Origin of the sequence: Cytobacillus firmus (assembly GCF_023715565.1) — a bacterium.
GTDB classification, from domain to species: domain Bacteria; phylum Bacillota; class Bacilli; order Bacillales; family Cytobacillaceae; genus Cytobacillus; species Cytobacillus firmus_C.
This window is the reverse complement of sequence record NZ_JAMBOJ010000089.1, coordinates 1-13,222: the sequence shown is the minus strand read 5'-3', so window position 1 is coordinate 13,222 and position 13,222 is coordinate 1. Positions and strand designations below refer to the sequence as shown.

Genomic DNA, 13,222 nt, shown 5'->3' with positions numbered 1-13,222 from the left:
TTTAGGTTAAACTGTAATTGAGTCATAATTAATTCCTCCAACTTGTTTTTCGTAGCTGATAACATTGTTGACCAAAGGAATTAATTTGACTCATTTTCTTTTTACACAATTATATGGGCTTGACCGGAAACCCTGGAACTAGCGTCAGAACCCGGGTCAACTTCTGCCACAAAGAGAAGGAACTCGGGAACTAGCGTCAGAACCTGGGTCAACTTCTGCCACAAAGGGAAGGAACTCGGGAGCTAGCGTCAGAACCCAGGTCAAGTTCTGCCACAAAGAGAAGGAACTCGGGAACTAGCGTCAGAACCTGGGTCAACTTCTGCCACAAAGAGAAGGAACCGGGGAACTAGTGTCAGAACCTGCTCCAACTTCTGCCACAAAGGGAAGGAACTCTGGAACTAGCGTCAGAACCTGGGTCAACTTCTGCCACAAAGAGAAGGAACTCGGGAACTAGCGTCAGACCCCGGGTCAAGTTCTGCCACAAAGAGAAGGAACCGGGGAACTAGCGTCAGACCCCAGGTCAACTTCTGCCACAAAGAGAAGGAACCGGGGAACTAGCGTCAGACCCCAGGTCAACTTCTGCCACAAAGAGAGGAAACCCTGGAACTAGCGTCAGACCCTGGGCTAACTTCTGCCACAAAGAGAGGAAACCCTGGAACTAGCGTCAGAACCCGGGCTAACTTCTGCCACAAAGAGAAGAAACCCTGGAACTAGCGTCAGAACCCGGCACCCTGCCCAACTAAAAAAAGATTACTTCCGTATACAACACCTAAAATCTCTGCTAAACGCAATCTCTTTCATTCAATCCTAACCTCTCACTCAAAATAGGTATTACTGGTGCTGCCCCGCATTGTATAGTTTTTCTTTAATACCCTGGAGAAAGTTCTTTTGCTAATATCGGCATTACACCATTCATAAATGCTTTGGGTCGTCAGCTTTTTCCCGGGAAAGAGGAGCTTAAATTCCTTTATATTCCGCAAAATACCCTGTTCTATTTTTTCATGCCTGCCGCATTCTTCGCATAAGAGGCCCTTGTTTATACGATTGAGAAGAGACTGACAATCCTTGCAGTACATCCCTTTTTTCAACTGGTGAAAGTGATACTCAGGCAACATGGAGTAGGGATTTTTGGTTTGGTGGAGTGAAAGTAATTGCCGGGCCAGTTTTCGGTGACCCTCGTTTAATTTGGAGGGGGTATTCAAGTCTTTCAGATAGCGGTTTATTTGGGTGGGCAAAATAATGGGCTGGTTCATTGGGGCTTGGTATAAGGTGAATTCTGTGTTGATGAAAATAACGGAGGCGTCAACGGGTATGTTAGATTGAAGAGTTTGAAGAAGCTGGCGGAATAGGGCAGCACTTCTTTTTAATTGGTATACAGGATTCTTATATTCCCGGCCGGTATTTACAGCGTATAGTTTGTCTGATTCGAGGTGCCAGTTTCCTTGGAAATTTTTAATTTCTGCTAAATGGATCATTCCTTCTGAAATGATCAAGGAGTCAATTTGAAAATAGGAGTTGTTTACTTCAAGTAAAAGGTCATGAATCACCAGTCTTTCTTCGGTCAGGTTTTCTGTGAGAAGGTCAAATTTAATCTCTCCTTCATAGCCTTTTTCAAGGTTTAACCAATGCTGCTTTTCCTTTTCAGTTAACTCCATTCGGGTGTTTAAATATCGCATGGAACTTAATTCATCTGACGGAAATCTTCTTTTTACTAACATTCTCCACTTCCTTTCTTTACCATTATTTTATAGCAAATTTAAAAAATAACAATTCATATTGCACCGATACTAGAGACCGCTATTTCCTTTTCCATTCATTTGTGTAAAATGATAATAGACTATTTAGCCCGGGAGGACTTAGATGATTACCATTAAGGAAATAGCAGAAAGGGCGAAGGTTTCTCGGACAACTGTTTCAAGGGTTTTGAATAATTCCGGTTATGTGAGTGAGGACGCGAGGAAAAGGGTTCTGCTTGTAATAGAGGAGACCGGTTATGTTCCAAGTGCCCATGCAAAGTCGCTCCGAACGAAAAAAACAAAGGTTATCGGGGTTATTCTCCCAAAGATCAGTACGGAAACATCAAGCCGACTGGTAAATGGGATTGATGAAGTATTGGCCGGAGAAGGCTATCAAATTCTGCTTGCTAATACAAATCTTCACGCCGAAAAAGAGATTGAATATATACGGCTTCTTAAAAGCAGGAATGTGGACGGCATGATTCTGTCAGCAACAAACGTGGAGCCGGAATTAATTTCTGAAATCCGCCAGCTGAACATCCCATTTATCATAGTGGGGCAGCATGCGGAAGAATTGACGAGTGTGATTTTTGATGAATATCAGGCTGCGCGGGATATGGCATACCTGCTAATCCGAAAGGGATATAAAAAAATGGCTTTTATTGGAGTGGATGAGGCCGACCGTGCGGTGGGTTACCTGCGAAAACAAGGATACCTTGATGCCATGAAGGAGCATCAGCTTCCGGTTGAATCGGGCTGGCTTCAGAAGGGGATTTTTGATATTGATTCCGGTTATAATGGCATGAAGAATATTATGGAGTCTGCAGAAGAAAAACCGCAGGCAGTCCTGGCTGTGACAGACCGTCTGGCGATTGGCGCCTTGCAGTATCTAAGGCAAAATGGCTATTCCGTTCCCGGTGATGTGGCGATTGCAGGCATGGGTGGATCTGAGCTGTCTAAATATATCACTCCAGCCTTAACAACCATTGATTTTTCCTTTGAAGATGCGGGGAGGGAAGCAGCTTTGCTGATACTGCAAAAAATCAGCGGGGAGCATAGCCTGGAAAAAACCCGGGAAATTAATTATAGACTTGTAGAGAGAGAAAGTATATAATGGGCGTGTAATCGATTTCATACGAGATTTAATCGATTACACTTTTATTTTTGCTTTTATGGAATCGATTTCACAGAGGAGCGTTCCATTATTTTTTATTCAGTATGGAATCGATTCCACAAGATTATAAAAATAGGGGTGAAGAGGATGTCGGAGTATCGTAAAATTGCGGAAGAATTAATTGACGCTGTCGGCGGCAGGGAAAATATTCAGTCTGTAGCCCACTGTGCGACCAGGCTGCGGCTCATGGTGAATGACAAGGAAAAAATTGATCAGGAAAGAGTTGAAAGCATCAATAAGGTAAAAGGAGCATTCTTCAATTCGGGCCAATATCAGATTATTTTTGGTACAGGAACCGTTAATAAAGTCTATGAAGAGGTATCCGGCCTGGATATCGAATCCATGTCAGCATCAGAGCAGAAAAAAGAAGCGGTTAAAAGCGGTTCAGCTTTCCAAAGGGCGGTCCGGAAATTCGGGGATGTTTTTGTACCGATTATTCCGGTCCTGGTCGCGACAGGCCTATTTATGGGAATGCGCGGGCTCGTGATGCAGGAGGAGATCCTTGCTTTATTTGGCATGACAGAAGCTGATATATCAGAAAATTTCATCTTATTCACTCAGGTACTGACGGATACGGCGTTTATATTCCTTCCGGCTCTTGTCGCCTGGTCAACCTTTAGAGTGTTTGGCGGGACTCCGATCATTGGTTTAATTCTGGGGTTAATGCTTGTGAGCCCTTCCCTCCCAAATGCATGGGATGTAGCAGGCGGAGGTGTTGAACCGATTTACTTTTTTGGATTTATTCCTGTTGTCGGCTATCAGGCTTCTGTCCTTCCAGCCTTTATTGCCGGGATTATCGGGGCAAAATTAGAGAGGGCCATTCGAAAACGGGTGCCGGATGCGCTGGATTTAATCATAACTCCGTTTTTAACCCTGCTGATCATGATTGGATTAGCACTTATGGTCATTGGACCTATATTCCATATGGTGGAGCAAAGCATATTGGATGTCACCATCACGGTGCTCTCATGGCCGTTTGGAATCAGCGGAATCCTGATCGGAGGACTTAATCAGCTTATCGTTATCACTGGTGTTCATCATATTTTCAACATGCTGGAGATACAGCTTCTGGCCCAATATAAAAGCAACCCTTACAACGCAATTGTTACATGTGCCGTTGCAGCTCAAGGCGGTGCCACGTTAGCAGTTGCTTTAAAAACAAAATCAGCCAAGTTAAAGGCACTGGCTTTCCCGTCCGCTCTATCTGCGTTTTTGGGAATAACCGAGCCGGCATTGTTCGGTGTCAATCTGCGCTATGGAAAGCCGTTTCTAATGGGACTGATTGGCGGAGCTGCCGGAGGGTTCGTTGCCTCCCTGCTGCAGCTGAAAGCGACAGGAATGGCCGTAACCGTTATTCCGGGCACCCTTCTTTACTTGAATGGCCAGGTTCTCCTGTATATTTTAGTCAATGTGATTGCCATCGCAGTAGCCTTTGCTCTGACATGGATGTTTGGATTCTCGGATAAGGCAAAGAAAGAAGTGGAACAGGGACAGTAACAGTAAAAGAAATATCAACAGCAAGGATGTTCTAATATGACCGAAATCGATTTAATCAAGAAGGCCCGCATGGAGGCAGAAAAAAACAGTCACTTAATCAGTCAGGATCCATTCCGGCTGAAGTATCATCTCATGCCGCCTGTAGGCTTACTGAATGACCCTAATGGTTTAATTCAATTCAAGGGTGTTTATCATGTGTTTTATCAATGGAACCCGTTTGAGACTGCCCATGGTGCAAAGTATTGGGGACATTACTCGTCCACCAATCTCATCCGTTGGCAGGAGGAGCCAATTGCGCTCGCTCCTGATCAGTGGTATGACCGGAATGGCTGCTATTCCGGAAGTGCTATTGAGCATGATGGAAAGCTGTATCTCTTTTATACAGGAAATGTGAAGACGGAGGATGATCAGCGGGAAACATATCAATGTCTTGCTGTGTCTGAGGATGGCATCCATTTTGAAAAGAAAGGGCCAGTCCTGGAACTGCCCAAAGGGTATACCGCTCATTTCCGGGATCCGAAGGTCTGGGAAAAGGATGGGCGCTTCTATATGATAGTTGGAGCGCAGACCCTTGATCATGAGGGGGCTGCAGTCCTCTTTGAATCAAAGGATTTACTCCATTGGCAGGAAAAGGGCAAGGTTGCCGGCTCCCAACTGAATGGTCTTGGAGGCTTCGGCTATATGTGGGAATGCCCGGATCTATTTGAGCTTGATGGCCAGGAGATATTGCTTGTCTCACCGCAGGGACTTGAGCCTAATGGATATGAATACCATAATCTCTTTCAATCAGGATATTTTTCCGGAAAGCTTAATTACGAACAAGCGCAGTTTACACATGGTTCCTTTGCTGAACTGGATCGCGGCTTTGATTTTTATGCTCCGCAAACCTTTAAAGATGATTCAGGCAGGAGGATTCTTTATGGGTGGATGGGCATTACAGATGAAGCAGAATCCAGCCAGCCGACGGTCCGTTATTGCTGGATCCATGCATTGACGATGCCACGGGTATTGAATATGAAAAACGGCAGGCTTATACAGACACCTGTGGAAGCATTGAAAAAGCTCCGCAAAGATAAAATGGAGCTTCAGGATGTAAAGGTAAAGGGTGAAAGGCTGCAGTTGGATGGAATAAGCGGTAAAACCGCAGAGCTGATCCTGAACTTCTCTAAGCATGTAAGGGGAATATTCAAAGTGGATTTCCGCAATGAGGCTTCTCTTATTTATTATCCGGACCAAAAGGAAATCCAGCTGCAAAGAAGAAATGTTAAATCAGGATTGAAGGAGTCAAGAACCTGCCGGATTTCAGATCTGACTAACCTGCATGTGTTTATGGACCAATCTTCACTGGAGATTTTCATAAATGGAGGAGAGGAAGTATTTACCGCACGGTATTTTCCTGATTCTGACGATGAAACGATTTTCTTTAGCGGGGATGCAGTTGTTTCGGTATCCTTGTGGCACCTGCAGGAAATTCTAAAAAAGGCATAAAAGAGACCAAACAGCAGACAAAACTTCCAATACTGGAATTGTTTTATCTGCTGTTTTCGTTCCTCCAAACTCCGCCATCTTTCTAATTTGTCTAAAATAGTATATAATTATCAGATAATGCTAGCAATATTACCTTATCAATCATTATAATAGAATAGAATATGTACTTTGTGTGACGGAAAAGGTGCGTCCTTGGGTGATGTCTTTCTAGTAGTGATGCCTGAGCAAAGCGCCTGCAATTTTTGGCAAATTTCTGGGATAAGGAAGGGTTTAAAATGAGCAGCGTACAGAACAAAACAGACGTTATCTTAATTGGTGCCGGAATCATGAGCGCGACTTTGGGATCTTTATTGAAAGAGTTAGCACCGGAATGGGAAATCAAAGTGTTTGAAAAGCTCGCCGGCGCAGGAGAAGAAAGCTCTAACGAATGGAATAATGCAGGGACGGGACATGCGGCATTGTGCGAGCTTAACTATACATCTGAAAAATCCGATGGATCAATAGATATCGCTAAAGCGATCAATGTAAATGAACAGTTTCAGCTTTCCAGACAGTTTTGGTCTTATCTTGTAGAAAATAACCTGATTACCAATCCGCAGGACTTTATTATGCCAATCCCTCATATGAGCTTTGTTCAGGGAGAAGAAAATGTATCGTTTTTGAAAAAGCGTTTGGAAGCGCTGTCAGCTAATCCGCTGTTTCAGGGCATGGAATTTTCCGATGATCCTGAGAAGCTAAAGGAATGGATTCCGGTGATGATGGAAGGCCGTAAATCCGATGAGCCGATTGCAGCTACAAAAATCGATTCCGGAACGGATGTCAACTTCGGTGCGTTAACGCGCATGCTGTTTGACCATTTAAAGAGCAAAAATGTTGATGTTCATTATCAGCACAGCGTCCAGGATTTAACGCGTGCCGGCGATGGATCATGGAATGTAAAAGTGCGGAATATGGAAAGCGGTACAACCGAAAACCATCAGGCGAAGTTTGTCTTTATAGGCGGGGGCGGCGGAAGCCTGCATCTGCTGCAGAAGACGGGCATCCCTGAATCGAAGCATATTGGCGGATTCCCGGTAAGTGGACTGTTCCTTGTCTGCAACGATCCGGAAATCGTTGAGAAGCACCATGCGAAGGTGTACGGAAAAGCCAAAGTGGGTGCTCCTCCAATGTCTGTGCCGCATCTGGATACAAGATTCATTGATAACAAGAAATCCCTGCTGTTCGGCCCATTTGCCGGATTTTCACCGAAATTCCTGAAAACAGGCTCTAATTTGGACTTGATCAAGTCTGTTAAGCCGGACAATGTCATCACCATGCTCGCTGCAGGTGCAAAGGAAATGGCGCTGACAAAATATCTGATTCAGCAGGTGATGTTGTCCCATGAACAGCGTGTGGAAGAACTGCGTGAGTTCATTCCAAACGCAAAGAGCGAAGACTGGAGTGTCGTAGTAGCCGGCCAGCGTGTGCAGGTCATCAAGGATACACCTGCCGGAAAAGGAACCCTGCAATTCGGCACAGAAGTAGTCAGTGCGTCTGACGGATCGGTTGCTGCCCTGCTCGGAGCTTCACCGGGTGCTTCAACAGCCGTGAATGTCATGCTTGAAGTATTGCAGAAGTGCTTCCCTGAGAAAATGGACGAATGGCATTTTAAAATTAAGAAAATGATTCCGTCCTACGGTATGTCACTCTCTGAAAACCCTAAGCTGTTCCGTGAGATTCATGAATCTACAGGGCAGGTGCTTGGCCTCAGCGAAAAGGAAACGCATCAGGAGCTTGCTTATAACTGATTATAATAGGACCCTCAGGCCGAATTCGGTTTGGGGGTTCTTTGCTGTAAATGCACTTGTACAACCCCGCAACCCCAGCGTGCGCCCGCCTGCAACCATTCCTATCTTTACTTTTGACCCGAAAAATTACCATAATGAGATGACCGATTTAGAGAAAGGTGATTTGTAATTATGATCTTTGCTGAAAAGCTTAAAAAGGAGAGAAAAGAGAAAGGATGGTCACAGGAGGAACTGGCTGAAAAGCTGTATGTGAGCCGCCAGTCTGTTTCTAAATGGGAAAATGGCCAGAACTATCCAAGCATTGAAATCATTATTAAACTGAGTGATTTGTTTGGGGTTACGATTGATGAATTGTTAAGGAGTGACGGGGAATTGACAGAGAAAGTGATAAAGGACAGCAGGCAATTGGCTTATCCAAGAATGAAAGTATTCTTTGAGATTTTATTCTTAGTCGGACTGGCCATGCTGCTCATTAAACTGGGTATTCTAGGACTTAAAAATTTCACAGATATGGAAATCGCTCTTAGCGGATTTATTTGGAACTTTGGTCCGCTGGTATTAATGGTAGGCGGGGGTATTGCCTCAGACGCGTTAAAAAAGAAATATAAAAAGGAGTAATGGAATCCTGCATTTCTGTGCATGGATTGTCGGGTTCACACCACCAGCTCCTGCTATTCTTTAGATACAAGGAGGTCATCGATATGGATATGCTGCAAAATATGAATCGGGCGATGAAATATATAGAAGAGCATTTAGCTGAAGAGGTTGATTTCAAAGAAGCGGCTAAGCTTTCTTATTGCTCGGAGTACCATTTTAAACGAATGTTTTCCTTTCTGGCCGGGGTATCGCTTTCCGAATACATCCGCAGGAGACGGCTGACCTTGGCTGCCTTTGACCTGAAGGACCAGAGGGCTAAGGTCATTGAGGTAGCCATGAAATATGGGTACAGCTCGCCTGATTCGTTTACCAGGGCGTTCCAGCAGCTTCATGGTATCACTCCATCAGAAGCAAGGAGCAATGGCCACGCCCTGAAGGCTTATCCGCCGATGACCTTCCATCTATCTATTAAGGGAGGAACTGAAATGAACTATCGTATTGAGGAGAAAGAGGCGTTTCGAATTGTGGGCTTAAAGAAGCGGGTGCCGATTATTTTTAACGGAGTGAACCCTGAGATTGCGTCCATGTGGAAGAGCCTGAGTGAAGAAAAGATTATGAAGCTCAAGAGTTTATCTGACACAGAGCCATTCGGCCTGATCAGTGCATCAGCCAATTTTTCTGAAGGAAGAATGGAAGAAAAGGGTGAGCTTGACCATTATATCGGAGCGGCCACTACAAAGGAATGTCCTGCGGGGATGGAATCTCTTGAAATTCCGGCCACATCATGGGCAGTATTTGAAGCAGTGGGGCCGTTTCCAGAAACGCTTCAGAATGTATGGGGGAGGATTTACTCGGAATGGTTCCCATCCTCTTCCTATCAGCAAATAGAAGGGCCGGAAATTCTCTGGAATGAAAGCAAAGACACGGATTCACCGGCATTCCGCAGTGAAATCTGGATTCCGGTTGCAAAAAAATAGGACTCCTAAGCCTTAGCTAGTGGAGTCCCGTCTATTATTCCTTCAGGCGATCCGGCAATCCCTGGATTGAGGACACAACAACGTCCAGCTTGGCTTCGATCCGGTTCAGCAAAAAGAGCGTGACCACAATCGGGAAGCCGAGTTCGCTGATCAGGGTGACCATCTGTTCCATCGTACTTTCTCCTTTCTATTCATCTAGGAAAAGGCCGGGTTCCAAAGAATCCGGCCTCTTTTACCTTACATTAATTCATAATCTGTTATATTGCGCTCTACTAATCTGGCGCCTTTAGCAGCAACAAGGTCACCGCCATTGCCGTCAAAAGCGTTGGCCGCAATAATCTGTTCCATCACTGCTTTTACAGCTGCCGGATCAATCGGCTCCTTCGGACTGTCCACCGAAAGCTTGGTTTCCTTGCCCATTTCTGTTTCGAATGTCATCTCAAGTGATTTAGCCATGTTTCTCACCTCCTGTTTTATTTATTTTTCTCAGACATTAGCCTATGATATCAAAGCTGTCGTTTCTGTTCAGCTCAGTCAGCGGGTAGCTTGATAACCCAGCGATTGCCAGTCCTACAGTGAAAAGCTGGTCTGCTGTGGCAGATTGTTTTACACCGCTATAGGTTTTGGATTTGTGAACCGGCTTGCCCTGCCCGTTAAGGCCTGTTTCATACACCAGGCGAAGTTTGGAATCAGTGATAATTGCTTGTGCCATCTTGAACACCTCCTTTCACCTTCTATATATACTTTGGAGGGGGAATAAGACAGGGTGAATTTAATTAAGCTGCATTATTTTCTTCAGCTTCTCACGGGCACCGTGCCGCCAGTTTTTGACTGCAGACGGGGAGACCCGTTCTTTTTCAGCAATTTCTCTGACAGACAGCTCATCACATAATGTATAGTGGAGCCATTTCATTTGGTTTTCAGATAACAGTCCGCATTTTTTGTAAAGTTCTTCTGTGAGCTCTGGACCGGGATCTGGTGAGGTGTCTCCGATGAGTTCCCAGAAGTCTGCTTCCGGATAGATATAACGGTCAATCTGGTTTGTTTGCCTGGTTAATTCCGTCATCATTTTTCCTTTTACCATACTGTAAGCATAGGAAAGGAAGGCTCCTTTTGCCTCGTTATGATTTTTCCATGCCTGCCAAAGGGTTATTAAACCCAGCTGGTAGAATTCCTCAGTGTTTTTATAGATGTTCAATTTTCGCATAATGTTATGAATCATAGGTTCATATTGTGCTGCTAACTGTTCAAAACTCTCCATGAAATATCCCTTCAAGGAAAGCGCGCTCTCTGTGTATTCCCGGGTAGCTCAAACATAGCCTGTCAGCCATTTTTTTACGAATCCAGTAAAAGTCATAATCCGGCCTTTTAAGCCCCTTGAGACCGGAGTTATGGGGTCTAAGACTGGAGTAAGGGGATTTAACTCCCAACCAAGGGGCTGTTAGCTACTTTTTGTAAAAAAATTTTACCGAAAAGGCATTATCCTCAGCCGGAAACCCCATTTCATGCAATTCTTCAAAGTATTTTTCTTCAAATTTCTTATTCAAGATTCCGTAGAAGTAAGCGATGGGCTTAGCAATGGCATTGGTTTTCATTTTCCGGATCAGCTGCTTAAAGGAATGAAGGGCTATTTCTGGAAGAGTGTTCAATTCACAATTATTTTTATAGGCTGCAATGACTGCCATTCTCCAAAATTCCTCAATCTGCTTTGCTTCCGGAAAAAAGTATTTTACTGTGCTGATAAATGATTGTGGTACATGGTCACTAGTAAAAGTGTGATCGAGGACGGTTTCGTTACGTTTAGTACTCTTTTGATTTTTATTAGTTTTAGAAAGATTGATAGTTTTATTAGGGAGGTCCAATTTTTCCGGCTTAGGTGGGTCACTCTTGGGGAAACGATTAAAAACATATAAGTTGCTGGACTGGGAACCGTTTTTTCTCTCTGTTTCATGGACGGTAAAAATGCCAAGATTTGAAGCCTTGGCAATCATTCTTTTAAACGTGGAGCGGGAAATACCATGGCCGTTATATTCTTCGTGGATGGCTTTTAAAACCGTTCCGATCTTAGCATTGGATACCCCGGGAATTTTTGCAGCAAAACGAACCAGCCTCTTTAAACCGGCCAGTTCCCCCTTGGAAAACTTGTCCTTATGCACCGCAAGCCACATTTCTAAATGTGCATTAAATTCCTGAAGATCTGTAAATTGAGAAAACTGTTCAAACTGGTCCACACTGCCTGATTTCAAATTCATTAAACTGCACCACCCTTTCACTTTCTATTTATGGATGAAGGGGTCAGAAGGACAGGGTGGTTTTGAGAGAGCTGTGACAGAAGTGTGAAAATCTATCTCCCCGCAGCCTGCGGAGGCTGTTCGAGCCAGTTTTCTTTTATAGTGATAACCAGGCCTTTTCCATAATAAAGTGACATGTTCTTGCTGATGCCAAGCAGTTTAATGATGATATCGGATCTTAGGCTGGAGGTCATGGCCTGGCTGATTATGCTGAAGCAGAAGATTCCGATACAGGTATTCACAAAAAAAAGCATCATTTTCTCTGAAAAAGGAGGAAGGTCCACGTCAAATTGGGTAAGCTCTTTGTCAGTTGAAACCGGAATATTTTCCTTGTCTATTAGTTCCTGAAGGGATCGCAGCACGTCCTCTGCCAAAGCTCTTCCTTTACTGAAATGGTCTTTCATGTCTTTTCTTTGAGAAATGTGGCTGAAGGTCGCAAAGATCTTTCTCGAGAATTGGGCCCTGTGAGTCAATCTGGATAGATTGGCAATTTCAGGAGCATTAAGCGCTCGTGATCCGCCCATAAACCCATTAAGGTATTTAATACTCCGGGCAAAATCGATCCGGTCATCAAGCTTGATTTTGGGCGGCTTTGGGTAAATGCCCTTGGATAACATCAGATCCACAATTTCATTTTGGATCTTTAACGTGAACTTAAGTGTGATTTCAAAATAATCCCGGATGTCTTTACGGGTGCTTTCACCCAGGGCGCTTGGATATGTACTCAATGAAAGCTGGGTTATATCATGGCAAAAAAATAAAATGAAATGATCAGAGAATACTTTTCCAGCCTTGATATTTATATCATCATCCGTGAAACCTATTGGCGCGGACATGCTCTCTTTATGAAAAAAATACTGGAGCTGCTTTAGGTTTTTCCCGGATTGCTGCAGTAGTCTGCCGACAATCTTTCTGACTTTGCGGTCCTCTGCTGTTTGAAAAAAGTAGGTGAAAAACTGAAGCTCCATGCTGTTTTTTAAATAAGATGACCACAAATTCGAGATCTCAGAGATCGTCAGCTCTTTAGAACGCACTGCCATCACTCCTTTTTTCTTATTGTTGCTCTTAAAAGTAAAATTATTACAATTAATGACGGATTCGGGATTGGCTGGAAAAGTTAGGGGGAAAAGTAATTAAAAACCGTGAGAAAGCTATGGATGATCTGCTTCCAGTCCTTTTCCTTCCTCACCCAAACCGGATGCGGAAACGATGAAAAACCAGAGGAAGGCAATCAGGTGGAAGAAGTAGAAGAAGAGGATGAGATTGGGGATGGTGAAATTGATGGTGAGTAAGGTGGCTGGGGTTTTGGAGTGTGTGTGATTCGGACAGAAAAAGCGAGGAAGCGCGGGTTAAAGTCAGAACCCGGGGTAACTTCGGACACAAAAGGCAGCGAAGCGCGAGTTAGAGTCAGAACAGAGTCCAACTTCGGACACAAAAGGCAGCGAAGCGCGAATTAGAGTCAGAACCGAGTCCAACTTCGGACACAAAAGGAAGTGAAGCGCGAGTTAGAGTCAGAACCGAGTCCAACTTCGGACACAAAAGGAAGTGAAGAGTCAAGTCCACTATTTTGTGTAAATTCATTCCTAGGAAAAACAAGTTATTTAGCTCTATGTTTTTGAAGTAGTGGAAGGGGCCCCTTCCACTACTTCAAAAATTTCGCTCCGCAGATTCTACT

Annotated in this window: 14 protein-coding genes; 7 read left to right on the top strand and 7 right to left on the bottom strand. The window is 44.2% G+C overall.

All coding sequences use genetic code 11. From position 1 onward, the window contains the following. Nucleotides 1–815: 815 nt before the first annotated feature. Nucleotides 816–1,718, bottom strand: coding sequence for a nuclease-related domain-containing protein (locus M3205_RS23660; RefSeq protein ID WP_251172122.1), 903 nt, complete (start codon nucleotides 1,716–1,718; stop codon nucleotides 816–818). Between the two features lie 142 nt (nucleotides 1,719–1,860). Between M3205_RS23660 and M3205_RS23655 the strand changes: the two genes are divergently transcribed. The 6 genes from M3205_RS23655 to M3205_RS23630 all read left to right on the top strand — a co-directional run bounded on the left by M3205_RS23655 (nucleotide 1,861) and on the right by M3205_RS23630 (nucleotide 9,256). Further along, a complete protein-coding gene (locus M3205_RS23655) occupies nucleotides 1,861–2,850 on the top strand; it encodes a LacI family DNA-binding transcriptional regulator (RefSeq protein ID WP_251172121.1) in 990 nt (329 codons plus the stop codon). 147 nt (nucleotides 2,851–2,997) lie between these two features. Then, complete coding sequence (locus M3205_RS23650) at nucleotides 2,998–4,407, top strand: sucrose-specific PTS transporter subunit IIBC (protein WP_251172120.1); 1,410 nt, start codon at nucleotides 2,998–3,000, stop codon at nucleotides 4,405–4,407. Nucleotides 4,408–4,443: 36 nt separating this feature from the next. Beyond that, nucleotides 4,444–5,895, top strand: a complete 1,452-nt coding sequence (locus M3205_RS23645) for a glycoside hydrolase family 32 protein (protein ID WP_251172119.1) — start codon at nucleotides 4,444–4,446, stop codon at nucleotides 5,893–5,895. 275 nt (nucleotides 5,896–6,170) lie between these two features. Continuing rightward, on the top strand, nucleotides 6,171–7,682 hold the full coding sequence (locus M3205_RS23640) for a malate:quinone oxidoreductase (RefSeq protein ID WP_251172118.1): 1,512 nt from the start codon (nucleotides 6,171–6,173) through the stop codon (nucleotides 7,680–7,682). Between the two features lie 171 nt (nucleotides 7,683–7,853). Beyond that, nucleotides 7,854–8,300, top strand: a complete 447-nt coding sequence (locus M3205_RS23635) for a helix-turn-helix domain-containing protein (RefSeq protein ID WP_251172117.1) — start codon at nucleotides 7,854–7,856, stop codon at nucleotides 8,298–8,300. Nucleotides 8,301–8,383: 83 nt separating this feature from the next. Next, nucleotides 8,384–9,256, top strand: a complete 873-nt coding sequence (locus M3205_RS23630) for an AraC family transcriptional regulator (RefSeq protein ID WP_251172116.1) — start codon at nucleotides 8,384–8,386, stop codon at nucleotides 9,254–9,256. Nucleotides 9,257–9,290: 34 nt separating this feature from the next. Here the strand turns inward: M3205_RS23630 and M3205_RS23625 are convergent, their stop codons facing one another. From M3205_RS23625 to M3205_RS23600, 6 genes are all read right to left on the bottom strand, one after another. Next, entirely contained in the window at nucleotides 9,291–9,428 is a 138-nt protein-coding gene (locus M3205_RS23625; protein ID WP_019380521.1) for a YvrJ family protein, read from the bottom strand. A 65-nt stretch (nucleotides 9,429–9,493) separates the two neighbouring features. Continuing rightward, on the bottom strand, nucleotides 9,494–9,712 hold the full coding sequence (locus M3205_RS23620; protein WP_251172115.1) for a DUF2922 domain-containing protein: 219 nt from the start codon (nucleotides 9,710–9,712) through the stop codon (nucleotides 9,494–9,496). Between the two features lie 37 nt (nucleotides 9,713–9,749). Next, nucleotides 9,750–9,968: a DUF1659 domain-containing protein gene (locus M3205_RS23615; protein ID WP_251172114.1), complete on the bottom strand. Its 219-nt coding sequence runs from the start codon at nucleotides 9,966–9,968 to the stop codon at nucleotides 9,750–9,752. Nucleotides 9,969–10,028: 60 nt separating this feature from the next. Next, complete coding sequence (locus M3205_RS23610; RefSeq protein WP_251172113.1) at nucleotides 10,029–10,517, bottom strand: sigma-70 family RNA polymerase sigma factor; 489 nt, start codon at nucleotides 10,515–10,517, stop codon at nucleotides 10,029–10,031. Between the two features lie 184 nt (nucleotides 10,518–10,701). After that, nucleotides 10,702–11,508 (bottom strand): hypothetical protein, encoded by an 807-nt coding sequence (locus tag M3205_RS23605; RefSeq protein ID WP_251172112.1) that lies wholly within the window; start codon nucleotides 11,506–11,508, stop codon nucleotides 10,702–10,704. Nucleotides 11,509–11,600: 92 nt separating this feature from the next. Beyond that, nucleotides 11,601–12,587, bottom strand: a complete 987-nt coding sequence (locus tag M3205_RS23600; RefSeq protein WP_251172111.1) for a DUF3231 family protein — start codon at nucleotides 12,585–12,587, stop codon at nucleotides 11,601–11,603. A gap of 102 nt (nucleotides 12,588–12,689) precedes the next feature. Here M3205_RS23600 and M3205_RS23595 point away from each other — a divergent pair, with 102 nt between their 5' ends. Continuing rightward, nucleotides 12,690–12,839, top strand: coding sequence for a hypothetical protein (locus M3205_RS23595; RefSeq protein ID WP_251172110.1), 150 nt, complete (start codon nucleotides 12,690–12,692; stop codon nucleotides 12,837–12,839). Nucleotides 12,840–13,222: the final 383 nt, after the last annotated feature.